Below are 25,726 nucleotides of genomic sequence, written 5' to 3' on the forward strand. Positions count from 1 at the left end.
CGATCATGGTCGGAGCCAGCACTCGGTTTCAGATGGTTCCCACGCTCCAGCGTGGTAACCGCGCCGTGGACGCTCTGCGTCCGAACGGGTAGCCTGCACAACGTCGAAACCGGGACGCAGAGCATCCCGGCAGGCGTTCCCACGCTGGAGCGTGGGAACGATCAAGCGCTACTTAACCACCAACCAGGAACCCCCCTATGCCCGACATCTCCACCGCCGACTTCATGCAGCGCGTCGTGCGCTTTCTCGACCGCTACGAGCAGAACCTGCCGCCTGTGCCGCCCGTTATCGATTGGGCGCACACCCAAGCCGCGCGTTGGGTGGGGCAGGGCGATGGAGGGTGGCTCAAGCCGCTTGAGATCACCGCAGGGCATGGGTTGAGTGACCTGGTCGGCGTAGACCGGCAGAAAGCCCTGCTGGAAGCCAACACCGAGCAATTTGTCAAAGGCATGCCCGCCAACAACGCCCTGCTGTGGGGCGCGCGCGGGACGGGCAAGTCATCGTTGGTGCGAGCATTGCTGGTAGCGTGGGCAGATCAGGGGCTGCGACTGATCGAGATCGACAAGAGTGATCTGGTACACCTGCCGGCACTGGTCGCACAGATCAGCGAGCAGCCCTGGCGCTTCCTGCTGTTCTGTGATGACCTCGCATTCGAAGCGGACGACAGCGCCTACAAGACCCTGAAAACCGTGCTCGACGGCTCTGTCGAAGCAACGCCGGACAACACGCTGCTGTACGCCACCTCCAACCGCCGCCACCTGCTGCCAGAGCACCGCAGCGACAACCTCGCCGCCAGCATGATTGATGGCGAGTTGCATCCAGGAGAGGCCATCGAGGAGAAAATTGCCCTGTCGGATCGCTTCGGGCTATGGGTGTCTTTCTATCCCTTTAGCCAGGAGCACTACCTGGACGTCGTCCGCCACTGGCTGGCAATCATGGCGCAGGAGCACGGCCTGCAATGGGAATGGAGCGACGAGCTGCAACGAGAAGCCATCCGCTGGGCGCAGGCCCGTGGCAACCGCAACGGTCGCTGCGCCTGGCAGTTTGCACGGTCATGGGTAGGGAAAGAGCTGCTAAGCGGACAGTGACCGCGCCCGCCAACCGCTCCTTCCCACGCTGACTCAAAGCCGATCGTTCCCACGCTCCAGCGTGGGAATGCCTGCCGGGATGCTCCGCGTCCCGTCCCGCCGCCCAGCAAGCTGCCAGCCCGGACGCAGGAGCGTCCACAGCACGGCTCCCACGCAAAGCGTGGGAGCCATCAAACTACTCTGGTGGTAACGCCTGCCGGGATGCTCTGCGTCCCGTCCCACCGCCCAGCAAGCCGCCAGCCCGGATGCGGGAGCGTCCACTGCGCGGTTACCACGCTGGAGCGTGGGAACCATCATTTTGGGTGGGCTCCGCGTCCCGGTTTTGACGTTGTGCAGAAGGCAGGCCCGGACGCAGGAGCGTCCGCTGCGCGGTCAATGTAGGAGGGGCGCCCCGCCGCGACGCTGGCCGCCAGGCCAGCTAAAATCGGCGGGTACGGAGTCTGGCCAACAAAACCCCGGCGCTTGATCCGCAAAACAACCCGCGGCTCTAAACTCGCCCCATCATCTTCGCCACCAGCTGATGCTCCGCCGGCAGCAAGCTACTGACACTGCTACGCGCGGTTACTCGGCTCAGGAGGGATGACAGCCCCGGCCAGGTCTGCTCGTCGATCAGCTCGCCGGCGTGGGCCATGTTGATCAGTTGGCAGCACACAGCGATGTCCGCCATGCTGAATTGCTCGCCGAGAAAATACAGCCCGTCGCCCAGCTGCGTCTCCAGATAATCAAGCAAAGGCGGCAATCCTGTTTCCAGCGCATGCTGGATCGCGGCGTCATCGCAGTCCTGGCCCATCAACGGCTTCAACACCCGGTTGCGGAATACAGTCAGGGTCGCCAGCGTGCCCAACTCATAATCGGCGTACTTTTCCAGCCAACGCACGCGCGCTGTCTGTTGAGGCGTTGTGCCGTACAGAGAAACACCGCCACGGGTGTCCTGAAGATACTGGGCGATCACGCTCGAGTCTGCGATATTGAAATCACCATCCCTGAGCGCCGGAATACGCCCCAGGGGACTGATCTCGTAATACCAGGCAGGTTGCTTGAAGGGCGGCTGGGTTACCAGTTCATAGGCGATGTTCTGTTCGGCCAGCTGAACACGAATCTTGCGAACAAAGGGCGACAGAATCGCCCCGTAGAGAGTCAGGGACATGTATTAAGCTCCGTCGGGATATTCAATCGTATATTGTTTTCTTCTTCCAGGCTTCGTCATCCTCTTCCAACGCCTCGATACCCGCGCTCAGCTCGCTGGTAGTGGCCTCGGCCGCCAGCTCGATGCTCGCCGCAGTTTGCTCAGCGTTTGCCAAGAGCTGACGGAACACCGCCAGTTGCCCGCCACTGTCAGGGTGCTGTTGCTTGTTCAGGTAGGCGATAGCGCGCTCATACTGCAACTTGGCGACGCGCGGCTTACCGGCCTGCATGGCAGCGTTGGCCATCGCCTGGTACATGGTCAGCGTGGTCTGGAGAAGATGTTGATTCAGCAACTGGCTCCAGCGTTGAAAGGTGGTGCTATCCATCACACCATCGCGTCGGGACTGCTCGAACAGCTGCAGAAGATCACCCAGCAACTGCTTCGCCTGTTGCGCCGCCGCTTCATCAGTAATCACCAAGGGCGCGTTCGCAATCCGCGGTTCGCCCTTGTCGAGCTGTTGGCGTACGTCAGACAGCTGCTCGACATGGCTGGCATTCTTGCCATCCAGTTTTATCAAACGCTCCAGCAGAGTGGCTTCTATCTGCAATAACTGGGTCTTGAGCTCGGCTGACATGAACTGACCAGGCAAGTCGTGACTGATGCTGACGCAGCAATTGATCCTTGATCGCAACTCGGCCAACGCACGGGCACGCTCCAAACGTGAGCGTTCGAGGGTCTGATTGAGAAAGCCGATACAAATCAATATGATCAGCCCGCCCACGACGAGGGCGGCAATAAGTGTTGGCGACACGGGCTTTCTCCATAATCGAAAAGCTGTCGTTATGCCATATCCCTTCTGCCAATACAATCAAGTGATTCAATAGGCGTGATTATGTTCTCATTCCCCTGTAGGCCACGGTTTTCGTGGAAAATGAAAAATACCTGCAAAAATATCAGCTTGAGGGGTTGACGGACCTCGGGACCATGCCTAAAATGCGCGCCACTTGCAGCAAACAACGCAGAGCGAAGTAAGCAGCAAGTAGCCAGGGTTAACACCTCGGCACTGTGAAGTCCGGATACGTCCCCTTCGTCTAGTGGCCTAGGACACCGCCCTTTCACGGCGGTAACAGGGGTTCGAGTCCCCTAGGGGACGCCATTACGGCGTCAGATTTGCGGGAATAGCTCAGTTGGTAGAGCACGACCTTGCCAAGGTCGGGGTCGCGAGTTCGAGTCTCGTTTCCCGCTCCAAATACAGAAGAACCGCCCAATGGGCGGTTTTTTTGTGCCTGAAATTCGGTGATCACCGTCTGCAGCACCCAAACCGGGACGCAGAGCATCCCGGCATGCATTCCCACGCTGGAGCATGGGAACGATCGGGTGGGGGCTCGGTTTTCCGCGCACTGAGGGAGCCAGCGCTCCGTTTCTGATGGTTCCCACGCTCCAGCGTGGTAACCGCGCAGTGGACGCTCCAGCGTCCGGGCCGTCCGCCTGCACAGCGCTGAAACCGGAACGCAGAGCGTCCCTGCATGCATTCCCACGCGGAGCATGGGAACGATCGGGTGGGGGCTCGGCATCTTGCTATGCCGAGGCCGCACACGGGGCGGGCCATCACCAACACCATTGCCGCAGAAATAAACCGATGGTTCCCACGCTCCAGCGTGGTAACCGCGCAGTGGACGCTCCAGCGTCCGGGCTGGCCGCCTGCACAGCGCTGAAACCGGAACGCAGAGCGTCCCTGCAGCATTCCCACGCGGAGCATGGGAACGATCGGGTGGGGGCTCAGCATCTTGCTATGCCGAGGCCGCAGACGGGGCGGGCCATCACCAACACCATTGCCGCAGAAATAAACCGATGGTTCCCACGCTCCAGCGTGGTAACCGCGCAGTGGACGCTCCAGCGTCCGGGCTGGCCGCCTGCACAGCGCTGAAACCGGAACGCAGAGCGTCCCTGCAGCATTCCCACGCTGGAGCATGGGAACGATCGGGTGGGGGCTCAGCATCTTGCTATGCCGAGGCCGCAGACGGTCCGGGCCATCACCAACACCATTGCTGCAGAAATAAACCGATGGTTCCCACGCTCCAGCGTGGTAACCGCGCCGTGGACGCTCCAGCGTCCGAGCCCACACCTTCTCGACAACCACTGCACCGATACATTTGCTCAATGACATGCTTGCAGTGAATCAACGCTGTGCTGGCGTTGTCTGCTGATAGACTTCATCCAAGTGTCCGACTGGCGAAAAAAGCGATCATGGAAAAAACCATCTCACTGGCAGCAGAATTGCGCAGCGCATGGGCTGATCAGGCGCAGCGCAGCCCCTACATCTCCTACGGCCTGGCCGGGGCGGTGCTCATTATCATGGCGTTGATCATCGTCAGCATCATCAGCGCAGTCAGCGGTGGCAACGCCCTGAACCTGCGTCATGCGTTACTGGGTGGGAGCGCGGGCTTTGCGGCCACCACGCTGGGTGCCTTTCTGGCGCTGAGCATGAAGACCATCTCCACCCGACGACAGGACAGCATGCTCGGCTTTGCTGCCGGCATGATGCTCGCCGCCAGCGCCTTCTCATTGATCCTCCCCGGAATCGATGCTGCGCAGGGGATTCTCGGTAACAGCCTGGCTGCGGCCGGTACCGTGGTGCTCGGCTTGGGACTCGGTGTGATGCTGATGCTCGGCCTCGACTACTTCACCCCGCACCATCATGAGTTCAGCGGCCGGCACGGTCCCGAGTTTGATCGCATCAGCCGTGTCTGGCTGTTTGTCATGGCGATCACACTGCACAATATTCCCGAAGGCATGGCCATTGGCGTCGGCTTCGCGGCGGGGGATATGCCGGTAGGGCTGTCCATCGCTACCGCCATCTCCATCCAGGATATTCCCGAAGGCCTGGCTGTCGCCCTGGCACTGCGTACTACCGGGCTGTCAGCGCTGCGCTCGGCGCTGGTCGCCGCCGCAACCGGGCTTATGGAGCCACTGGGGGCAATGATTGGTATCGGCATGTCCAGCGCCTTCGCGATTGCTTACCCGGTCAGCATGGGGCTCGCAGCGGGCGCGATGATCTTCGTCGTCTCCCACGAAGTCATCCCGGAAACCCACCGCAACGGTCATCAGACCCCCGCGACCATCGGGTTGATGGTGGGGTTTGGGGTGATGATGTTTCTGGATACGGCGTTGGGGTGAGGGGGGGAGCGTTGAGACCGGGACGCAGAGCGTCCCGGCATGCATTCCCACGCTGGAGCGTGGGAACGATCGGGTGTAGCGGCGTGGGGTCGCAGGGCAGGGGTTGTGAGGTGGGGCGTGACTGGAGTGGCAGGTGGGCGCAGAGCTTGCCCCCAACCGATGGTTCCCACGCTCCAGCGTCCGGGCTTGTCGCCTGCACGACGCTGAAACCGGGACGCAGAGCGTCCGGCATGCGTTCCCACGCTGGAGCGTGGGAACGATCGGGTGGGGCGCGGGTGGTGGGGTGCTTGAGGTGGGCTCAGTGGTTGTGGGCGTTCAGGAGTTACGCAGTTGTTCGCTCATCAGCAGCAGGCGCGCCTGCTCCCAGTCAAACTCTTCACCACGCGCTTCGGCCTCGGCCTGGTGCTCGTCCAGCAACTGGTACTGAGCAATCTCATCGTCGGGCATGTAATGCAGGCAATCCCCACCGAAATACCACAGCAGATCACGCGGGATCATATGGGCGACCTGGGGGTAGCGGCTGATGATCTGGCAGAGAATCTCCTGGCCGGAATACAGTGCGTCCTGATCGCCTGCCTCAAGCTGGGTAATCAGTTCCTCGAAACGCTCCAGAAACAGGATGTTGCTTTCCTCTGGTGTCTGGGCCATCAGCACAGACTCCGCCCGCAGCGTATCGTACAGGCTCATCAGCAAGGCGAAGTGGTAGCGGTGATAGGGCAGATTGATATTCATGGTGGACTCCCGGCTGGTAAGGGCGGGAGTCTAGCAGACAAGGGGCGACGCCTCGACCCTTCATCAATCGCAGGAGCGTCCGGGCTTGCTGCCTGCGTGCGTTGGAACCGGGACGCAGAGCGTCCCAGCATGCGTTCCCACGCTGGAGCATGGGAACGATCGGGGGCGGCGGCGTGGGAGATTTGACAGATTGTAAGGCGGTACTACAGTTGGTATTGTCGAGATTGTATGACAATGTGCATTATCTTCTAACGTGACAGGAGGCTCATATGACTAGCCCGGCATTATGGAGCGCCCAGGCGCACATGCCCTCGGTAATCGGTCGACAGATCAATGTGGTGTCGGCTGAAGGTGCCTACCTCACCACGGACACCGGGGCTCGATTATTCGACGGAACCGCGTCACTCTGGTACGCGAATATCGGCCACGGTCGCGAAGAGATGGCACAGGTCGCCTACGAGCAGATGAAGACGCTCGAGGTCTACCATGTGTTCGGCCGCTACACCAACAACCGCGCGATCGAGCTCGCCGAGAAGCTGGTCAGCATAGCGCCCATCAATGATGCCAAGGTCATTCTCAACAGCGGCGGGTCCGACTCGATTGATGCTGCGCTGAAGCTTGCTCGCCGTTACTGGAACCATGTGGGTCGCACGAGCAAGAAAGTCATCATCAGCCGCGAAGGCTCCTACCATGGCTTGCACGCCTACGGCACCAGCATCGCCGGTCTCGACTTCAACCGAGAGGGCTATGGCACCGATTCGCTCGTCGACGGCACCGAGCGCGTTGGCATGCACGACGCAGCGGCCTTCGCAGCCACGATCGAGCGCCTGGGCGCAGAGAGCATCGCTGCGTACATCGCTGAGCCGATCCTGGGAACCGGGGGCGTGCATCCGCCGCAGGACGGCTATTTTGAAGAGATCCAGCGCCTGTGCCGCGAGAATGACATTCTCTTTATTGCCGATGAAGTCATCACCGGCTTCGGCCGCACCGGTGAGATGTTCGCGTCGAGCCGCTATAAGCTGCAGCCGGACATTATCGCCTTCGCCAAAGGGGTAACCTCGGGCTACGCAGCCCTCGGTGGTCTTCTCGTCGCGCCGCGCATCTGGCATCCGTTCTTTGAACAAGGCGCGGACTCGCCCATCTACCGTCACGGCACCACCTACTCAGGCCACCCCGTCACCGCCGCACTGGCGCTGAAAAACCTCGAGATCCTGGAGCGCGAAGGCCTGGTCGCCCGCTCCTCGGAACTGGAGCAGGTACTGGCCCGCGAACTCAAGGCGATTGAATCCCACGCGTTTGTCGCTGCCACGCGCGTCGGCGGCTTCCTCGGCGCTATCGAACTTTCCAGCGACGTCAGCGCCGAGTTCGTGACGGATCAGGTAATCGAGCAGGGCTTTATTACCCGCCCACTGCGCGGTAATGCCGTACAGATCAGCCCGCCCTTTATCACCACAGACCAGGAAGTCCGCGATCTCGTCGGTGCGGTGCGCGCGGTACTGGACGCTGCTCAGGCCAGGACGAGTAAAGCCAGGGCCACAGCATGAGTCTGCCAACACCTTCAGCCCAGCGCCTGGAAGCGTCCGACGAGGCGCTGCGAAGTCTTCCGGGTTTCAGCAACCATGAACCGGGCGCGAACGAATTCTCCGTGCTCGATCCCTCTACCGAGCAGCGTATCGCCACGCTGCCGAGCCTGACCCCGGAGCAGGCCATCGAGGAGGTCAGCATTGCTCACCAGGCGGGCCGCGAATGGGCGAAGACCACGCCGCGCCACCGCTCCGACACACTGCACAATGCCTATCAGGTGCTCATCGCCAACAAGCAGCGGCTTGCCTACGTCATCAGCCGGGAGATGGGCAAAACCCTCGCCGAGGCCCAGGGCGAGGTGCAATACGCCGCCGACTATGTGCGCTGGTACGCCGATGAGTTATTGCGACCGGCCGGTGGCTACCGGGATAACCCCGCCGGTGGCTCGACCATTCTGACCAAGCGTGCGCCGGTCGGTCTGGCGCTGCTTATCGCCCCATGGAACTTCCCCATGGCGATGATTACCCGCAAGATCGCCCCGGCTATTGCCGCCGGTTGCGCCTCGGTGATCAAGCCAGCGAGCCTCACGCCCCTTACCACGCTGCTCACGGTTGACCTGCTGGCCGAAGCCGGCGTACCCCGCGAATTGATGCGTGTAGTCACCACCACTCAGTCATCAGCCTTCAGCGAGGCCGTACTCGCGGACCCGCGTGTACGCAAGATCTCCTTCACCGGCTCCACCAGCGTCGGCAGCACGCTCATGGGCCTGGCTGCGCAGAATATCGTCAAGAGCTCAATGGAGCTGGGCGGCAACGCGCCGCTCATCGTGTTCGACGACGCCGATCTGGAGCGGGCAGTGGAGGGCGCGCTGCTGGCCAAACTGCGCAACGGCGGGCAATCCTGTGTCGCCGCCAACCGCATCTATGTGCAGAACGGCATCGCCAACGACTTCGTCGACGCGTTCAGCAAGCGCATGTCGGAAATGGTGCTCGGCCACTCGATCGCCGACGGCGTGGACCTGGGCCCGGTGATCAATCGGGATGCAGTCAACAGCTTCCAGCGCCTGGTTGATGACGCCGTCACGCGCGGTGCCGACTTGCGCACCGGCGGCCGTGCTCCCGAAGGTGCCGGATACTTCTTCGAGGCGACGGTTCTTGATCGGGTCCCGCTCGACGCCGACATCGCCAGCACCGAGATATTCGGCCCGATTGCGGCTATTTCCCGCTTCTCCACACAAGAAGAGGTAATTCAACGCGCCAACGACACGCCATTCGGGCTGGCCGGCTACGTCTTCACCGAAAACCTCGACCGCGCACTGAACGTCGCCGACCAGCTGGAGACCGGACTGGTCGGTATCAACAACGGCGTACCCTCGAACCCCGCGGCTCCGTTCGGCGGTATGAAACAATCGGGTCTTGGAAGGGAAGGGAGCCATGAAGGTCTCGAGGAATATCAGGAGGTTCGCTACTACAATATAGCCAGGCGTGAAACCAGATAGTCAGTGCAATTCAACCAGGTACTCCGGACACAAGTCTAAAAAAAGGAGCTTCATGATGATTCGCAAGACTGGACTTATTGCTGTGGGTGTTGTCGCAGCACTCGGCATTTCCCTCTGGGGTGGCAGCGCTATGGCGAAAGGCGATAGCTACACCATCAAATTCGGCAACGTGATTTCAATCGGTGACACGCAGAACCAGGGATATGCGCTGTTCGCTGACCTGGTGAAAGAGCGGTCCGACGGACGCATCAAGGTGCAGGTCTACCCCGACAGCCAGCTCGGCGGCGAACGTGAAATGATCGAGGCTACGCAATTCGGTGATATCGAGATGACAGCGCCCTCGGTCGGCGTACTCGCCAACTTCGATAAATCCCTCGAAGTCTTCGACTTTCCCTTCATCTTCGAAGATGCTGAAACGGCCTATAAAGTCCTCGACAGCGAACTGGGCGACGAGATGCTCGCCGGACTCGAAAAGAGTGGCTTGATTGCACTGGGCTGGGGCGAAAATGGTTTCCGCAACCTCGCGATGGTCAAGGGGACGGTCAAAACACCTGACGAGATGAAAGGGGTCAAACTACGCACCATGCAAGTGCCGATGCACATCGCCTACTGGAAGAGTATTGGCGCAGCGCCGACGCCCATGCCGTTCCCTGAGGTATTCACCTCCCTGCAACAGGGCGTAGTGGATGGCGTTGAAAACCCATACGAACTGCTGTTCTCGGCGAAATTCACCGAGCCTGCGCACTACCTCACCGAGACCAGACACATCTACGACCCTGAGGTCATCCTCATCAGCAAGGACTTCTTCGAAGGCCTTTCCGCCGAGGACCAGCAGATTATCCAGGGCGCCGCAGATGAAATGGTCGCCAAGATCCGTTCGCTCAAGGCAACGATCAGCGACGAGATCCGCGCCAAAATTGTCGCAGCAGGCGGCACGGTAACCGACCTGACCGATGAAGAACGCCAACAGTGGATAGATTCCGCCATCCCCTTCTATAAGGAGAATGCATCCAAAGTCGACACGGAGAAACTCAAAGCCATTCTCGAGGCAGCCGGCAACACCACCTACCTCGAAGCCATCCAGTAAACGCTGCTGAATGAGCCCCTGCCAGGGAAATACCCCGGCAGGGGCGTACTGACTGTCGCTGCACCGGGGGATCGTTGCCTATGCTCAAACGTATCTATGCGCATTTCGATGAGCACGTGGAGACCTATCTGGCGACAGTGGCATTAACCGTTTTCGCAACGCTCGTCGTTTTTCAAGTCATCATGCGGTACGCATTCAACAACCCATCAGTCTGGTCTGAAGAAGTCGCCCGCTACGCCCTGGTCTGGTTCGTCTATCTCAGCGGCAGTTACGCGGTGAAATACCAGCGGCACGTCAGGTTTAATGTGATCGTCGACCTGATTGGCAAGAAGGTGCCTCTCGCCCAACGCATCATCCGCCTTTTCATATTATTACTCTGGCTCGCCTTCCTCCTCTTCATGCTACAGCTCTCAATTGAGATGGTGAGTCGGCAGTTCAGCACAGGTCAGCGTGCGCCAGCGTCGCAAATCCCCATGTACCTGGTTTATCTGGGACTACCCCTCGGGCTCCTGCTGATGTCTTTCCGCGTTGTCCAGCATACGGTCGGAACCATCGTCGATATTGTCCGACAGCCCTTTGCTCCCATCCCGCCGTCACAAACCGAGGTGGACTGATACATGGGCATTGCCACTCTCTTTCTGAGCTTCCTGATTCTGCTTATCCTCGGCATGCCGGTCGCGTTTGCGCTGGGCATCTCATCACTGTTCTCAGTAATGGTGACCGGCGTGGTCCCGGTCAACTATCTCACCCAGACCATGTTCGGCGCGGTGGATTCCTATTCGCTGCTGGCCGTCCCGCTCTTTGTGCTCTCCGGCGTCATCATGGAATATGGCGGGCTCTCTCGCAGGCTCATCGATGCGGCGAAAACCTTCGTCGGTCACATGACCGGAGGTCTGCCCGCCGTCACCCTGCTGGGCACCGCCGTGTTCGCGATGCTGAGTGGCTCAGGGCCGGCTACCGTCGCCGCGATCGGCGGCATCATGATCCCGGCCATGATCCGCGAGGGGTACGCACGTGGGTTCAGCGCCGGCCTGGTAGCAACGGCGGGTGGTATCGGTATCGTGATCCCACCCAGCATTCCGCTGATTATCTACGGGATTACCACGAACACCTCAATCGGCGATCTGTTCCTGGCGGGCTTTGTCCCGGGGTTCATCATCGTCCTCCTGCTGTATTTCATGAGCCGCCACATGTCCAGGAAGCATGGTTATGGCGGTGATGTGCCCAAAGCCAGCTGGAAGGAGCGCAGGGTGGCGTTGTGGCGTGCCAAGTGGACATTGCTGATGCCTGTCGTAGTACTCGGCGGTATCTACGGCGGCGTCTTCACCCCCACGGAGGCATCAGGTGTGGCCGTGGCATACAGTCTGGTGCTGGCACTCATATACAGTGAGACAAAGCTCTCTGAGATCCCGGTGATGCTGAAAGCGACCTTCCTCATCTCAGGGATGATCCTGGTGATCATTGCCACGGCATCGACCTATGCCCGGGTTCTGACACTCGAACGCATCCCCTCACTCATCGCTGATTTTCTCGGCGCACTGCCCGTGCCGTTCTGGGTGATTCTGGCGGTGATCCTGATCCTGCTGGTATTCATTGGCATGTTCATGGAAACCATCGCCGGCATCATTCTTCTCGCCCCGATTCTGGTGCCGGTAGTCACGGCAATGGGCATGGACCCGGTGCACTTTGGAGTGGTCATGATTCTTGCTTCGATGATCGGCTTCGCCACACCGCCGGTGGGGGACAACCTCAACGTCGCCAGTGCGATCAGCGGCCTGTCGATTGAAAAGGTGAGTCTGGCCGCGCTCCCGTTCGTGGCCGCGCTGATCGTGATGCTATTTGTGGTGGCCTACGTACCGCAGATCTCGATGTTCCTGCCCAACTGGCTCGGCAACTGACGTCCGGCAACTGAGCGTGCCCCGGCAGCTCAGTTGCCGGCGCGCTCCCGGTGCGACTGTATTGCCTGATTGAGAAAGGCCTCGGACTCATCCAGGTGGGCTCTGAAGGCCGCGACGGCCGCTTCAGGGTCTCCCAGGCGGATGGCATCCAGAAGCACCCGGTGCTGGCGAGCGATCTCGCTGGGAGCTTCATGGCTGGAACGAAAGTAGGTCAGCGCCAGTCGCTGTTCCGCAGAGATACTGCGGTAAAATTTCTGCAGGCGAGTGCTGCCGCTGGCGGCGATCAGGGTCTGATGAAACTCGAAATCGAACTTGAGAACCTCATCCCAACTGTCTTCATCGCACAGCACCTCCATGATCCTGACGGCGTTCTCGGCCTCTTTCGGCAGGGTTTTTTCCGTGGTCACAATACGGACTGCCTCAAGCTCAATCAGCCGGCGAACCGCAAAGAGGTCATGAATATCGCTTTCTGAAAACTGCGGAATGTAAACACTCTTGTTCGGCTCGCGGCGCAGAATCCCATCATGTATGAGCACCACGATGGCGGAACGAATGGTCTGGCGTGGGACGTCGAAGCGTGCGGCGAGCTGCGTTTCAATCAGCGTCTCTCCGGGGCGAAACATGCCGCTGAAGATGTCTTCGCTGAGTTGCTCAGCAATGGCTTCCACTACCGACACCGTTCTGAATTTACGCGTACTCATGACGTCACCCTGCGTGCGGAATAACACTGCCACACCAATACCACCAGCAAACCCGCACCGACGCCGACGCTATTGGCATAGATGTCGTGGATATCCGCCGAGCGGGTAGGGTGGAAGGACTGCACGAACTCCACCGCCACGCCGACGCTGAACATCAACACGCCACGCAACCACCATCGCCACCGAGGGAAGGCAAGGTAACTGAGCAGCGTGCAGACGAACAATCCGCCAGCGTGATAGACCGAGTCCACGAAGCTAAACTTGAACGGCGTAGGGGGCGGGCCTGGGCGCATACCGAGGTACATACCGAGCAACAGCACCGAGAAGAACAGGATTCTGTACAGCAAGCGGTAACGGCCCCAATGGCGGAGGAGGTTCAGCCACATGGTGTCAGGCGGCTCGGCTGGGATGCAGAGCGGGAGTACCCTGATGGTTCCCACGCTCCAGCGTGGGAACCCGCGCCTTGGGCGCTCCAGCGTCCGGGGTGGTGGTGTGGCTCATCACTCCACCATTTGCCCAAAGCCATCATTGAAATGATCAATGTTGCGAGCGTTGGTCATGTTGTAGAGCGAGTACTGTCTTGCCAGTTTCGCGCCGCCGTCCCGGGTCAGCGGGTTCCAGGCGATGGTGCCGCTGGAGGTCGAGGACCTGGCGAAGAAGGCGTCGAATGGGAAGGTGAAATAGATCCCCTTGTCGAAGCTGCCCTCACCGAAGTCTTCCGACGACACATCGGTCTTGGTCGCCCAGGCGCCCACAGTCACCCCATTGGCAAAGCGACGGGACAGATCCAGCGTCGCACCGTAATCGCCGGCCAGGTAGCGACCAGCGCTGCCCTTGGCGAGAATATCCCAGAAGCGCGTCTGGGAATAACCGGTGATGTGCCCGGTCCAGGTGGAATAATCGCGGAAGTCGAAATCCTGACGGAAGCCGCGCTGTTTCACCCAGTTGGCATCCACACCAATCGCCCAGCCCGCATCAAACGGCCGGTACAGCACCTCACCACCAATACCGCCGAACATGCTTTCCAGCAGGCCGACATAACCCATCGCATACACATCACGATCAAGGCGTTGAGTATGGGTGTACTGCAGGTTCTCCAGCACCACATCCGAGGTGACCAGATACTCCCGGATATTGGTACGTACCTGCGGCAGGTTACTGGTCCCTCGCTGATCGAACTTGTCGAAGTTGTTGAGCAGGTTGACGCCCAGGTTACCGCGCACCCAGTTATTGCGGTTGAAGCGGTACTCGGCATTAACGCGTGCCAGGAACTGATAGAGAATGAAGCCGTCCGGGCCACCCATGTTCTGCTTGTAGCCCAACGACAGACCCCAGTCGAACTTGTCCAGCTCGGCGGCGTGCACCACATCCTTGCCCACTACGCTGGGCGTGGCGTTGACCATGCCGCGCCGCAGGTCTTCAACATCGGCGCTGTTCTGTTCGTAATCACGCAGCCGCTGAGGCTTGATGCTGGTTTCGCTGACGGCCATGCCACGGGGCTTGTTGACCAGGGTGTACCAGTCATAAGTGCCTTCGCCCAGGCTGTTATCCAGCACACGGGAGGCACGGGTCACACCTTCGGCTTCGTTACGATAGGTCCGCTGTTCACCGGTGATGATGACTTCCCGGTCCCTGATGGCGATTTCTTCCACCTGGAAGCCGGCATTGTCTTTCAGACGTTCGCTGACGTTCGCCCAATCCACGCTTTGCCCGGACACACCCGCAGGCAGCGGACGGCGCGGCTCGGGATCAGGATCAAGGAACTTGTCCGGTCCGCGCGATTTCAGGTTGGTATGGAAGGTGATGCCGATCATCGCAGTGTTGCCGCGTTCCCAACCCGCGCTGATATCAATGCCATTACTGACCTTGAATACCGCGCCCAGGTTGAAGCGCGAATCCGCCGTATCGAAGTCGGGATCGCCCGGCTCGGACGAATAATCGTTACCGTCAACTTCCACTTTCAAGCGCAGCCGATCCCACGGCGTCTGGTATTCAACACCACCAAAAAACGCAGCCGGACCACTGAAATAGGTACTGGTATTGAAGTTACCACCGCGGTCACCTTCGGCGCGGCCCGCACGCTCGCTGTCACGCAGACCACCGAAAGGATTGCTGATATCGCCACGAGTACCGTGATAGCCCCAAGCAACCCCCAGGCTCACATCCAGATCCCAGAAGCGCTTGTTGGCAACCAGATATTCGCTCGAAAACAGACCGGTACCGGCCGCATCGATAAAGCCCAGCGCAAGCTGCGGCATCCAGTAGGACTCTTGCCACAGGCGGAACTTGGCGTCCATCGCCTTATCCTTCAGGCTCTGGTCACCACTGAACTCTTCGGATGAGCTGTATCTGCGGTTGTTCAGGGTGGTATAGCGCAGCGTCCCTTCCATCCACGGCAGCGGCGTAACCGAAATACTGTAGCGGCTATAGGGCGATACCCGGTTGGCGTTGAAGCTGAACCCGCCGTCCTCGGCAAAGCGCGCTGTTGGCGTTTGCAACAGACCGACACCGCCAAAATCACTTTGGGTGGTGCGGTAGCGATCAGCTGACGCATGTTGCGGCAGAATGGCCAAGGCCAGCAGAGCGGGTACAAAAACCGACGCCTGCTTCTTGAATGCTTTACTCACTGTAGCGGCCTCCCAGGCTGTACTGGGTAGCCAGTAACGCCGCCATGTCTTTATTCAGATCCTGCGCATCCGGCGACAGGGCAGAAGGATTCACCGGTACATAGATGATGGCGCCAACGGCCAGTGTGGCCTGCTGCTGGTTCCAGTGGGCCGTGCCGACCCGTTCGGTGGTGCCATCGGGTTGTATCACATGCACGTAATTGCGATCCGCAGCGGGGTGAGCAGGGCACTGGCGCAGATAGTCCTTGAGCCGCAGCTGGGCATCAAATGTCAGCTGGCAGTCAGCCGCCAGCGCACCGAGCACCCTGATGGCGTCAGGACGCCTCGGGTAGACCAGCTCATCACCGGCTTCAAGCAGATCGTTCTTGCTGGCCAGGAGCAACTGAAAGGGGTTCAGCTCGGCGACCACTCGGCCAGTCACCGGCAGGCGCTGTACAAAGGACTCCACGCGCTCAAGCAACTGCTGCAGCTCGGCATTGTTCTCGCTCAGGGCGTGCATCCGGTTGGCTTGCAACTCATAGAGCACGCCAGCCTTCAGTCGCTGTTGCGGTTTAATGGCACTCTGGCGGAGTAGGGCAGCGCCCAGCGGCCAGGCCTGTGCGCTGACCTGGCCGGCGACCACCGCATCATGCAGGCGAGCGCCCTGGTGCCATTGGTATTCACCGGGTTTAAGCACAGCTCCACCGACTGTGATGGTTTCAGCAGCAAGAGGGCTGGCCAGAGAGCCGGTGAGCAGCGCCGCCACGGCGACGCGATAAAAAGAGCGCAGGGCGATCATGGCTGACCCCCTGTGGTTTTCAACAGAGTGAGGTGCAAGGGCGGCAGGTCCGGGGCAATGTACTGGGTGCTGCGGCGTACCAGACCGGTATCAGGCTCCAGCCAGTAGTGGTTGGTTGCCTTGAAACCCAGCTCCGGCATACGGATATGCTCATCCACGCGCTGCAGCATATGGCGCTGGCCCATGTATTCGACGGCCTCAACGGGGCCACGCTTGTAGCGGGCATGCTGGCGCAAACCGGTCAGGTACTGCGCGGGGTAATCCACCTGACGGGTGATCTCGAAACCATCGGTCACATTGAGCAGGCCTTCGTTGAAGGGGTCGCCAGCAACCAGGGGAGCGATAAAATCAGAGGGCAGCCCCGCAGACTGAATAACCCGCCCATGCTGCGTCAGCAGCATCTCGGTTATTCCGTACCACTCAACGAGGCCGGTTGCCGCGCCATTGCTGACCAGCATGGCCTCGGCTGCGCCCAGGCGGGCAGACAACGCCGGACCATTGACGGCATTTACCCGTTCAATGGTTACCGGCGACTCAGGACCAGATATGGCCAGTTTCATGGTTTGCAGCGCATCGCCTGACAGCGAATTGCATCCGGTCACGCCAGCCATGGCCATGCCCAGTACGACCGTGCGGAGAATGGTCTTCACCCGGGTGTCCTCAGTTGTTGCTTCTTACTTCATCTTCAGTTCGTGCGCCGGTATAGAGAATGGTTGCTGTGGGCAGCAACTGGCTGATAAAGCGGTTCCAGCGTGTCACACCCGCCGCGCCAATAAACACTACGTCCTGTGGCTGCATCTCGAACTGATTGGCCAGGATAAAGGCCGAGGGCGATTGTGCGTTCAGCTGGAAAACCGTCGCCTTCTCGGTTTCGAGATTCTCGACACCGCGAATCACATAGACTTCCTTGCCGCTGGCGCTCAAGGGCGAAGGACCGCCCACGGTGCCCAGCACTTCACTGAGGGTCATCTTGCTGGTGCGGTAAGGCAGAGCACCCGGTCTGTTGATCTCGCCCATGACCAGTATCTTGCGCGAATCATTCAGGCCCATGTGGACTTTATCGCCGGGGCGCAGATACACATCGCCAATGCGGCTGGGAGCGCTGGTCAATCGGTCGTAATCCAGATTGTAGGTAACCCCATCACGGATGATCTGCAGATTGGACAGATCAGCGGTGTCAGGATTGATACCCGCCTGGCCAACCGCCTGCAACAGCGTCAGCCGTTGAGCGTTGACCGGCATGATGCCGGCATTCTCGAAGGCACCACTGAAATAGATCTTCTGGCTGTTGTACTCAATGACGTTGACATCCACCTGCGGCTGCTCAATGTAGCGCGCCAAGCGCGTGGTGATGATTTCTCGCAGCTCTTCGAGGGTCAGCCCGGCTACACGGACATTGCCGATGAATGGGTAAAACAATGTGCCGTCATCTCGAACCACGCGTGCGTTCGCTGCATTGGTTTGTTGCTGACCACCTGGGACTGTGAGCTCAGGATGGTCCCAAACGGTAATGAACAGCGCATCGTTAGCGCCGATCCGGTAATTTTCAGGGGTATAGTCAAGCAACGCCTGAGGCACTACCAGCCTGTCAGCAACAGCCTGATCCTGAGCGATCAGCTTGGGCGTGATCTGGACCATCTCCACCATGCTGTTTTCAGCGGAGTCCTGACTGATCAGGCGGTCGGTATCCATGTGCATGCCGGGGGAGAACATGCAAGCCTGCAGGAGAAGAGTGGAGGCGCCCAGGGCGACAAGCGGGAATCGGATCATGGTTGGTGTTCTTCCGTGGGAGTTCCAAGTAAAAAAAAGCCACCCAAAACGAGGTTTCAGGTGGCTCTATCCAGCCGCTGCTATAACTTACGGAGTAGTAGCGGTGGTTGTCGAAGTGGAAGTGCCGCTGCCACCACCATTGCTGTCAGAAGCTGCAGCTGCAGCCAGGCCTACTGCTGCAACGCCCAGGGCGACGCCGCCATAGGAGCTCAGACCGCCTGCTGCACCGGCACCTGTGCCAGCGCCGGTAGTTCCAGCTGCAGCTGCAGGCGCGCCTGCTTCAGCAGGTACATCTTGCTGTGCGAAAGTCATACCAGAGGCGAGCAGAAGACCACTGGCCACCAATGCGATTGCTTGTTTTTTCATAACTCGACTCCTTAAATTGCGTGTCTGTCGGATTATACCGACTTGAATACCCATGGGAACCCACTTAACCATAATGGTTCCGTATTGCAAATCTATTATTTAGCGTCCGATTTGTATTCGTACTGATAATAGCCGTAATTGCCGTAGCCGTATGCAGCGGCTTTTTTCTCAACCGCGTTGAAGATAGCACCCTTGATTTCAATGCCGTTATTACGGAAGCGCTGCACGGTCAGCTCCACTTCCTTCACGGGGTTCAGGCCAAAGCGCGTCACGATCAGGCTGGTGCCAGCCAGGCGGCCTACCAAGGCTGCGTCGGTCACAGCAAGGATAGGCGGTGTATCGACAATCACAAGGTCATACATCTTGCTGAGTTGATCCAGCAACGTCTGGAAGTTGGAGTGCATCAGCAATTCAGACGGATTCGGCGGAATGGTGCCACGGCTGATGAAGTGCAGGCCCTCAACCTCGGTCTTGTGAATCACATCCGCCAGCGTGTGAGTGTGCACCAGCAATCCGGACAGCCCGGAATCCGGGTTCGTGCTGATCAGCTTGTGCAGATAACCCTTGCGCATGTCGCCGTCGATCAACAGCACTTTCTGTCCGCTCTGGGCGACGATGGCTGCCAGGTTAGCCGAAATAAATGACTTACCGACCCCTGGGCTCGGCCCGGAAATCATCAGAATATTGTTCTTCGCTTCCATCATCGCAAAGTGCAGGCTGGTGCGCAGACTGCGCAGTGCTTCGATAGATAGATCCGCTGGGTTGGTTGCCGCAAGCAGGTGCGAGCCTTGGGCATGCCCAGGCTTACCCTTGAAGCCGCGCTCCATCACTTCCTGATCCTTACTGAACGGCACCGATGCATACACCGGCAGGCCGATCTGTTCGATCAATTCTGGATTCTCAATGCCACGGTTCAGTGCATGACGCAGCAGGGCAATAGCTACGCCGAGCATGCCGCCCAACAATGTTGCCAATACCACGATCAGCGCTTTCTTCGGTTTGACGGGGGCGCTGGTGTCCACAGCGGCCTCGTCAATGATCCGCACATTGCCCACTGTGCCGGCACGCATAACGTCCAGCTCCTGGGATTTGTTCAACATCTGAGTGTATATCTCAGTGCTCACCTGCACATCCCGCGCGAGACGCAGCAGCTCCTGCTGAGTTTCCGGCAGACCACCGACTTCTTCCAGCAAACGATTGCGGCGGCCTTCAAGCTGCCCCATCTGACTGATCAACGCTTGATAGTTCGGGTGATCCCGGGTGAAGCGGCGCTGCAGCTCTTCGCGTTTGAGTGTCAACTCGGAAATGGCAGCCTCAAGCTCAACGACCTGCTCAAGAATGGACTGGGTTTCAATGGTGATATCAACCGAGCCTGCGCTGGCCTGGTAGGCATTCAGTGCGTTTTCAGCTTGTTCCAGATCCTTGCGAATCTTGGGCAGCTGATCCGTCAGGAATTCCAGACTCTGCTGGGCCTCGGCGGATTTGCGTTCGACATTCTGACGCACATAAAGACGGCTGACCTCATCCAGTACGGCGATTGCATAAGCCGGCTTGGTATGCTGCAACGAAATGGACATGATGCCCGAGTCCTTGCCCTTCTCGCTGGCACCGACTCCGCGCTGGAAACTGAGAATGGTGCTCAGTCTGCCGCGCTTGACAACATCAAACTCTGTGCCGGGTCGAGCTATCAATTCGGCGATCTGGACTTTGAAACCGTCAGCATCCACCGCTTCGCCAACGGTGCCGCTCACCAATTTCTGGCTGTCTTCATTGAGCAGTGTATAAAAGCCATTTTCACCCGCGACCAGGGTCAGTGGCTTGCCTACATAGGTCGGTGGAACCTCAAGCTGGAATATATCAATACGTTCGCCGCCCCAGGCAAAGCTGTCAAAACCGAGAAAGGCTCCCGCCACCGGCTGCTCCGGCTCAGGTTGAAAGCGACGATTCATAAATGGGCCGATCACCGGAAACAGCTTGGGTTCGGCGGTAATGGTCAGCTTGAGATTGTCCACGGCCTGACCGATCACCTGGCGGGACTTGAGCAGCTCAATCTCTGTCACGGCAGGAGAGCTGGTGGCGAACATCTCGCTGTCACCCAGCAAGCTACCCACGCCTGACGATTTCTCTTCTATCTGGATCATGCCGTTGGCCACATACACCGGCGTACTCAACAGTGCATAGGCAATCCCGACCACGGCAAAGAAAGCTGTGCAGGCGATGATGATGGCTTTGTTGTCCAGCAAGGCGCCCAACAGCGCCAATAGGTCTATTTCATCACTGGTTTTCTGTGGCGCAGCGACAGGCGTATTCTGCATCAGGGGCTCTCTTTAAACTGAAATGACATTACTTGAGATAGGGCAGCCAGGCAGTGGCAGCCTCATCAAGAATCTTGAACACGTGCTCAAATGCAGGACGTTGCTGACGGTAGGGGTCAGGTACGTCCCGGCCATCAGACCACTTGGAGAACAGAAAAGTTTTACCACGGGCTTCAGGAGCGAGCGAATGAATGGATTGCAGGTGGCGTTGCTCCATCGCCAGGACCAGATCGGCTTCACGTAACATCTGCGGCGTGAGCTGGCGCGCCTGATGATCGGGGAGGGCGTAACCCGCTGCGCAAAGCAGCTCATCGGCGGTAGCATCGACCGGTTTGCCCACCAATGCGCCCAGGCCAGCGGAGCTTACTGTTATATCTTTGTCTGCCAATCTTTGCTTCAACAGGGCTTCGCCGGTAGGACTACGGCAAATATTGCCCACACACACAACCAAAATAGATTTAAACATGCAGTACCGTGACATCCGATGTTATGCGGGCGATCTAATGCGCAACTTTAGTGAGAAGCCTATTCAAGGTCAAGAAGTGCTGAACAGTACCTAGTGACTATGCGATTTTAATGACGCAGCTCAATTCACCTTCAAACTGTGTACTCGACCACAATCTACGCAACAAGGTTCCCAAAGCATACCGCCCTCACGCTACGCTCTCCCAACACAAAAAACTGTAGGAGGGGCGACTCGCCGCGACGGCGTGCAAAGCACGCCCGGGGCCTGCCGGCCAACTCCGTACCCGCCGACATTGGCTGGCCTCACGGCCAGCGTCGCCCCGAGGCGGGCCTCCTACAAAAACAACAAGAAAGGACTCTACAATGCCCAACTACCCCCACATCCAACACCACGGCGCCACCAACGGCGTAACCGGTTCCTGCCACCAACTCCACCTGAGCCCCACCGCCAGCATCCTCATTGACTGCGGCCTGTTCCAGGGCGCCGAAGCCTCCAACCGTGGCGCCAAAGCCGACGCCCTGACCATCGAATTCCCCATAACAGACGTAAAAGCCCTGATCCTCACCCACGTTCACATAGACCACGTAGGCCGGCTCCCCTGGCTCATCGCAGCCGGTTTCAAAGGCCCGGTCTACTGCACCGAACCCTCCGCCATGCTGCTGCCCACTGTGCTGGAAGACGCCTTCATGGTCGGCATCCAGCGCGACGCACAACTGGCCGAGCGCTTCATCAAGCTGGTCGAACCCATGCTCAACGGCAAGCCCTATCGCGAATGGACAACCATCATCGAGCAACCGGATCTCACATGTCGCATACGTTTTCAGCGCGCCGGCCACATCCTCGGCTCCGCCTGGGTAGAATGCGACGTCCATTACCCGCAAGAAAATCGCAGCCGTCGTATCATCTTCTCCGGCGATCTCGGCGCACCCCACGCCCCATTACTGCCGCCGCCCGACACCCCTTACCGCGCTGACGTAGTCGTACTGGAAAGCACCTACGGCGACCGCCTGCATGAAGACCGGCGCACCCGCCGCCAAGGCTTCCAGGCAGCATTGGAGCAGGCATTATCAGACGGCGGCACGGTGCTGATCCCCGCATTCAGCATCGGTCGTACCCAGGAACTGCTCTACGAACTGGAAGACATCATCACCAACCAAAAGGGCGACTGGAGTGAAATGCCGATCATTCTCGACGCACCACTGGCCACCCGTTTCACCCAGCTCTACCGCGAACTCAAACCCTACTGGGCAAAAGAAGCGCTGAGCAAAATCGCCAAAGGCCGCAAACCGCTCGGCTTCGAGCAATTGCTGACCGTCAGCACCCACTCGCAGCACCTGAGTATGGTCAACCGGCTGGCCCACACTCGCCAGCCGGCTATCGTCATCACCGGTAACGGCATGTGCAGCGCCGGGCGCGTTATCAACTACCTCAAAGCCATGCTGGAAGACCCGCGCCATAACATCATCTTCACCGGCTACCAGGCTCAGGGCACGCCCGGCAGAGCCATCCAGCAACATGGCCCGGGAGGCGGCTACGTGGACCTGGAAGGGGAGCGGTTCAATATCCGCGCTGGCGTCACTACACTCGGAGGCTACTCTGCGCATGCCGACCAGAAAGGCCTGGTTAACTTCGTCACGCGCATGCGCCATTGGCCAACGGAAGTGCGACTGGTACACGGAGAGGCCGAAGCAAAGCGGGTGCTGGCAAGTCAGTTGAGAGAGAAGGCGCAAGTATGCAAACGTATGTTTGAAATCGTTATTCCTTAATTGGCAGACTATATAACCAAGGTTGTGTTGCGCAACGTGGCAGCCGGAGATAGATCATCAGCGGATTAATCAAAACTTGTCATAATCCGCCAAGACTGGGTAGTATCGCGCTCCTTGTGGGTATCACGCGGCATGTAAGACATGCCTTATCCGGTGAGCCTGAGCAAAATAAAAGGGAAAAGTGTGTGGCTAATGATTCCACGAGAGCGCAATGGTATCTGATTCAATGCAAGCCACGGCAGGAAGCCCGTGCGGAAGAAAACCTGCGCAACCAGCACTTCCCCTGCTATTGCCCCTTTCATACGGTAGAGAAGATCCAGCTTGGCAAGAGAGTTGTCATAAAACAGCCACTCTTTCCGGGGTATCTTTTCATCAATCTGTGCAAGCTCACCGATAATTGGCACAGCATACGCTCCACACGTGGCGTACTGCGGATGGTGACCTTCGCCAATGAACCCCTGGCTGTAGCGGATGAAATCATCGACACCCTGAGAATGCGCCTGGCCAACACCGACAGCAAACCTCTGTTCGAAGAGGGCGGCAAAGTCACCGTTACCGAAGGCCCCTTCAAGGACCTCGACGCCATCTTCTGCAAGGCAGACGGTGAAGAGCGCGCGATCATCCTGCTGACCCTGCTGCACCGCGAACACCAAATCCACGTACCGCTGCACCAACTTAAATCGACAGTCTGAACATTTTGTAATAACAGCGGTCCTAAAGCCGCCGCGCGCCAAAATACCGGCGTCAACAATTGATATGTAAACGTCCTCAAGAAAGCGACGGTAAATCTTGTGGCGGTAGCGTGTCACAACGACCCATGGATGGGTCCTGCTCCAAGTGTCCCGACGCCCTGCGTCGAACAAATCACTAAACAATCAGGACAATCCAGACCATGTGCGGAATCGTAGGCGCCATCGCCAAACGCAACATCACCCCCATCCTCATTGAAGGCTTGCGCCGCCTTGAATACCGCGGCTACGACTCCGCCGGCGTCGCCGTACTGGCCACAGGCAACGGCATAAAGCGCGTACGCGCCGCAGGCAAGGTCGCCGAGCTGGAAAAAGCCCTGGAGCTATCCCCAGCCCACGGCCACCTCGGCATCGCTCACACCCGCTGGGCCACCCACGGTAAACCCGCCGAACACAACGCCCATCCGCATGTATCCGAGCGCCTGGCTGTAGTGCACAACGGCATCATCGAAAACCACAGCTTCCTGCGCAAAAAACTCATCGATCTCGGTTACACCTTCACCTCCGAGACCGACACCGAAGTTGTCGCCCACCTGCTGGCCCACAACTACGCGCAAAAGAAGAACCTGCTGTGCGCCTTCCGCACCACCTTGTCCGAGCTGCACGGCGCTTATGCACTGGGCGTCATTCACCAGGACGAGCCCGACACCTTATATTGCGCCCGCATGGGCAGCCCGCTGGTAATAGGCGAGGGCAGCGAAGAGCGTTATATCGCCTCCGATCCCCTGGCACTGCTGCAGGTCACCGACCAGTTCGTTTACCTGGACGAAGGCGACCACGCCCGCCTGACCCTGGAAAGCCGCGACATATGGAACAAACGCAACGAGCCGGTGGACTACCCCGTGCTGCGTTATGAGCACGCAGCACACAGTCTGGACAAAGGCGAGTACCGCCACTACATGCTCAAGGAAATTTACGAGCAGCCCGAGGCCATCGCCAACACCTTGAGCGGCACCCTGGGCGATGACCACGTTCTCACCGCTATCCTCGGCCCAGATGCAGAAAGCCGCCTCAAAGATATCGAGAATATCCATATCGTCGCCTGCGGCACCAGCTATCACGCCGGTTTGGTTGCCAGATACTGGATAGAAGAACAAGCCGGCCTGCCATGCCAAGTGGAAGTGGCAAGTGAATTCCGCTACCGCCAAGTCGCTGTGCCGCCGAATACCCTCCTTATTACCATCTCCCAATCCGGGGAGACCGCCGATACCTTGGCCGCGCTGCGCCACGCCAAACCACAGGGTTACCTCAGCACTTTGGCCATCTGCAACGTAGCTGGTAGCTCTCTGGTGCGCGAAGCTGATTGGCGCTTGCTCACCCAGGCCGGCCCGGAAATCGGCGTTGCCTCCACTAAGGCCTTCACCACCCAGCTGGTGGCGTTACTGTGGCTGACGACCGCCCTGGCCCAGGAGCGTGGCCGCGCCAATGAATTTATCGCCGCCAACGTTCGCGCGTTGCGCAATCTGCCGGCACTGGTTGCACAAACCCTGGAGCTGAATGACGAAATCGAAGCCTTGGCCGCCCGTTTCGCCAACAAGCACCACGCCCTGTTCCTCGGCCGCGGCACCCATTACCCCATCGCCATGGAAGGAGCCCTGAAACTCAAGGAAATCTCCTATATCCATGCCGAAGCCTATGCCGCCGGCGAGCTCAAACACGGCCCGCTGGCGCTGGTCGATGAAGACATGCCCGTAGTCAGCGTCGCCCCCAGCGACAGCCTGCTGGAGAAACTGAAATCCAACCTGCAGGAAGTCCGCGCCCGTGGTGGCCAACTGATCAACTTCGCCTGCGAAAGGGCCGACCTAGATAACGGCGAAGGAATAACCCACATCAAGATGCCCTGGGTATACGAAGCCGTATCCCCCATCATCTACACCATCCCGTTGCAACTGCTCAGCTATCACGTGGCACTGGTGAAAGGCACTGACGTAGACAAACCCAGAAACCTAGCCAAATCCGTCACCGTGGAATAACAGACAACTAGTCACCTCAATCACATAGAGAATGTCGAGTTTTATCTCGATAAAGCAGGGCAAAGCTCTGCTCAACTGAAAGGTA

General features: G+C 59.0%; 23 protein-coding genes and 2 tRNA genes. 13 read left to right on the top strand and 12 right to left on the bottom strand.

Annotated elements, in window-relative coordinates; all coding sequences use genetic code 11:
• The first annotated feature begins 197 nt into the window (after positions 1-197).
• Positions 198-1,088: an ATP-binding protein gene (locus INT39_RS17185; RefSeq protein ID WP_413468942.1), complete on the top strand. Its 891-nt coding sequence runs from the start codon at positions 198-200 to the stop codon at positions 1,086-1,088.
• Between the two features lie 487 nt (positions 1,089-1,575).
• Here INT39_RS17185 and INT39_RS17190 read toward each other — a convergent pair whose 3' ends face one another.
• Positions 1,576-2,235, bottom strand: coding sequence for a glutathione S-transferase family protein (locus INT39_RS17190; RefSeq protein WP_193075235.1), 660 nt, complete (start codon positions 2,233-2,235; stop codon positions 1,576-1,578).
• Positions 2,236-2,257: 22 nt separating this feature from the next.
• Positions 2,258-3,025, bottom strand: coding sequence for a hypothetical protein (locus INT39_RS17195; RefSeq protein ID WP_193075236.1), 768 nt, complete (start codon positions 3,023-3,025; stop codon positions 2,258-2,260).
• A gap of 269 nt (positions 3,026-3,294) precedes the next feature.
• Between INT39_RS17195 and INT39_RS17200 the strand changes: the two genes are divergently transcribed.
• The 4 genes from INT39_RS17200 to INT39_RS17215 all read left to right on the top strand — a co-directional run bounded on the left by INT39_RS17200 (position 3,295) and on the right by INT39_RS17215 (position 5,391).
• Positions 3,295-3,370 (top strand) — tRNA-Glu (locus tag INT39_RS17200).
• Positions 3,371-3,386: 16 nt separating this feature from the next.
• Positions 3,387-3,462: transfer RNA gene (locus INT39_RS17205), tRNA-Gly, on the top strand.
• 391 nt (positions 3,463-3,853) lie between these two features.
• The gene (locus INT39_RS17210; protein WP_193075237.1) at positions 3,854-4,141 is read left to right on the top strand and encodes a hypothetical protein; all 288 of its coding nucleotides are present in this window, start codon (positions 3,854-3,856) and stop codon (positions 4,139-4,141) included.
• A gap of 320 nt (positions 4,142-4,461) precedes the next feature.
• Positions 4,462-5,391, top strand: coding sequence for a ZIP family metal transporter (locus tag INT39_RS17215; RefSeq protein ID WP_193075238.1), 930 nt, complete (start codon positions 4,462-4,464; stop codon positions 5,389-5,391).
• Positions 5,392-5,706: 315 nt separating this feature from the next.
• Here INT39_RS17215 and INT39_RS17220 read toward each other — a convergent pair whose 3' ends face one another.
• On the bottom strand, positions 5,707-6,123 hold the full coding sequence (locus INT39_RS17220) for a PA2817 family protein (RefSeq protein ID WP_193075239.1): 417 nt from the start codon (positions 6,121-6,123) through the stop codon (positions 5,707-5,709).
• 269 nt (positions 6,124-6,392) lie between these two features.
• On the opposite strand from INT39_RS17220, the gene INT39_RS17225 reads away from it, so the two are divergent.
• From INT39_RS17225 to INT39_RS17245, 5 genes are all read left to right on the top strand, one after another.
• Entirely contained in the window at positions 6,393-7,667 is a 1,275-nt protein-coding gene (locus INT39_RS17225; protein WP_193075240.1) for an aspartate aminotransferase family protein, read from the top strand.
• Between the two features lie 101 nt (positions 7,668-7,768).
• Positions 7,769-9,145: an NAD-dependent succinate-semialdehyde dehydrogenase gene (locus tag INT39_RS17230; RefSeq protein WP_319021380.1), complete on the top strand. Its 1,377-nt coding sequence runs from the start codon at positions 7,769-7,771 to the stop codon at positions 9,143-9,145.
• 55 nt (positions 9,146-9,200) lie between these two features.
• Positions 9,201-10,232, top strand: coding sequence for a TRAP transporter substrate-binding protein (locus tag INT39_RS17235; protein WP_193075242.1), 1,032 nt, complete (start codon positions 9,201-9,203; stop codon positions 10,230-10,232).
• An 80-nt stretch (positions 10,233-10,312) separates the two neighbouring features.
• On the top strand, positions 10,313-10,846 hold the full coding sequence (locus tag INT39_RS17240; protein ID WP_193075243.1) for a TRAP transporter small permease: 534 nt from the start codon (positions 10,313-10,315) through the stop codon (positions 10,844-10,846).
• A gap of 3 nt (positions 10,847-10,849) precedes the next feature.
• Complete coding sequence (locus INT39_RS17245) at positions 10,850-12,130, top strand: TRAP transporter large permease (protein WP_193075244.1); 1,281 nt, start codon at positions 10,850-10,852, stop codon at positions 12,128-12,130.
• Positions 12,131-12,159: 29 nt separating this feature from the next.
• On the opposite strand, the gene INT39_RS17250 is transcribed toward INT39_RS17245, so the two are convergent.
• From INT39_RS17250 to INT39_RS17290, 9 genes are all read right to left on the bottom strand, one after another.
• Complete coding sequence (locus tag INT39_RS17250) at positions 12,160-12,831, bottom strand: GntR family transcriptional regulator (RefSeq protein ID WP_193075245.1); 672 nt, start codon at positions 12,829-12,831, stop codon at positions 12,160-12,162.
• The gene (locus tag INT39_RS17255; RefSeq protein WP_193075246.1) at positions 12,828-13,217 is read right to left on the bottom strand and encodes a VanZ family protein; all 390 of its coding nucleotides are present in this window, start codon (positions 13,215-13,217) and stop codon (positions 12,828-12,830) included. The genes INT39_RS17250 and INT39_RS17255 overlap by 4 nt, the downstream gene beginning before the upstream one ends.
• A gap of 114 nt (positions 13,218-13,331) precedes the next feature.
• Positions 13,332-15,458 carry a YjbH domain-containing protein gene (locus tag INT39_RS17260; protein WP_413468943.1) on the bottom strand — a complete coding sequence of 709 codons (2,127 nt, stop codon included), beginning with the start codon at positions 15,456-15,458 and terminating at the stop codon, positions 13,332-13,334.
• On the bottom strand, positions 15,451-16,236 hold the full coding sequence (locus tag INT39_RS17265; RefSeq protein WP_193075247.1) for a capsule biosynthesis GfcC family protein: 786 nt from the start codon (positions 16,234-16,236) through the stop codon (positions 15,451-15,453). Before INT39_RS17265 ends, INT39_RS17260 begins: the two co-directional genes overlap by 8 nt.
• Positions 16,233-16,886, bottom strand: coding sequence for a YjbF family lipoprotein (locus INT39_RS17270; RefSeq protein WP_193075248.1), 654 nt, complete (start codon positions 16,884-16,886; stop codon positions 16,233-16,235). Before INT39_RS17270 ends, INT39_RS17265 begins: the two co-directional genes overlap by 4 nt.
• A gap of 10 nt (positions 16,887-16,896) precedes the next feature.
• Entirely contained in the window at positions 16,897-18,006 is a 1,110-nt protein-coding gene (locus tag INT39_RS17275) for a polysaccharide biosynthesis/export family protein (RefSeq protein ID WP_193075249.1), read from the bottom strand.
• Positions 18,007-18,093: 87 nt separating this feature from the next.
• Positions 18,094-18,372 (bottom strand): hypothetical protein, encoded by a 279-nt coding sequence (locus tag INT39_RS17280; RefSeq protein WP_193075250.1) that lies wholly within the window; start codon positions 18,370-18,372, stop codon positions 18,094-18,096.
• Positions 18,373-18,467: 95 nt separating this feature from the next.
• On the bottom strand, positions 18,468-20,687 hold the full coding sequence (locus tag INT39_RS17285; protein ID WP_193075251.1) for a polysaccharide biosynthesis tyrosine autokinase: 2,220 nt from the start codon (positions 20,685-20,687) through the stop codon (positions 18,468-18,470).
• A gap of 28 nt (positions 20,688-20,715) precedes the next feature.
• Entirely contained in the window at positions 20,716-21,153 is a 438-nt protein-coding gene (locus tag INT39_RS17290; RefSeq protein WP_193075252.1) for a low molecular weight protein-tyrosine-phosphatase, read from the bottom strand.
• Between the two features lie 362 nt (positions 21,154-21,515).
• Between INT39_RS17290 and INT39_RS17295 the strand changes: the two genes are divergently transcribed.
• From INT39_RS17295 to glmS, 3 genes are all read left to right on the top strand, one after another.
• Positions 21,516-22,919: an MBL fold metallo-hydrolase gene (locus tag INT39_RS17295; protein ID WP_193075253.1), complete on the top strand. Its 1,404-nt coding sequence runs from the start codon at positions 21,516-21,518 to the stop codon at positions 22,917-22,919.
• A 185-nt stretch (positions 22,920-23,104) separates the two neighbouring features.
• The gene (rfaH, locus tag INT39_RS17300; RefSeq protein ID WP_193075254.1) at positions 23,105-23,611 is read left to right on the top strand and encodes a transcription/translation regulatory transformer protein RfaH; all 507 of its coding nucleotides are present in this window, start codon (positions 23,105-23,107) and stop codon (positions 23,609-23,611) included.
• 200 nt (positions 23,612-23,811) lie between these two features.
• A complete protein-coding gene (gene glmS / locus INT39_RS17305) occupies positions 23,812-25,641 on the top strand; it encodes a glutamine--fructose-6-phosphate transaminase (isomerizing) (RefSeq protein WP_193075255.1) in 1,830 nt (609 codons plus the stop codon).
• Positions 25,642-25,726: the final 85 nt, after the last annotated feature.

The sequence above is a fragment of the Pseudomonas sp. FME51 genome, assembly GCF_014897305.1.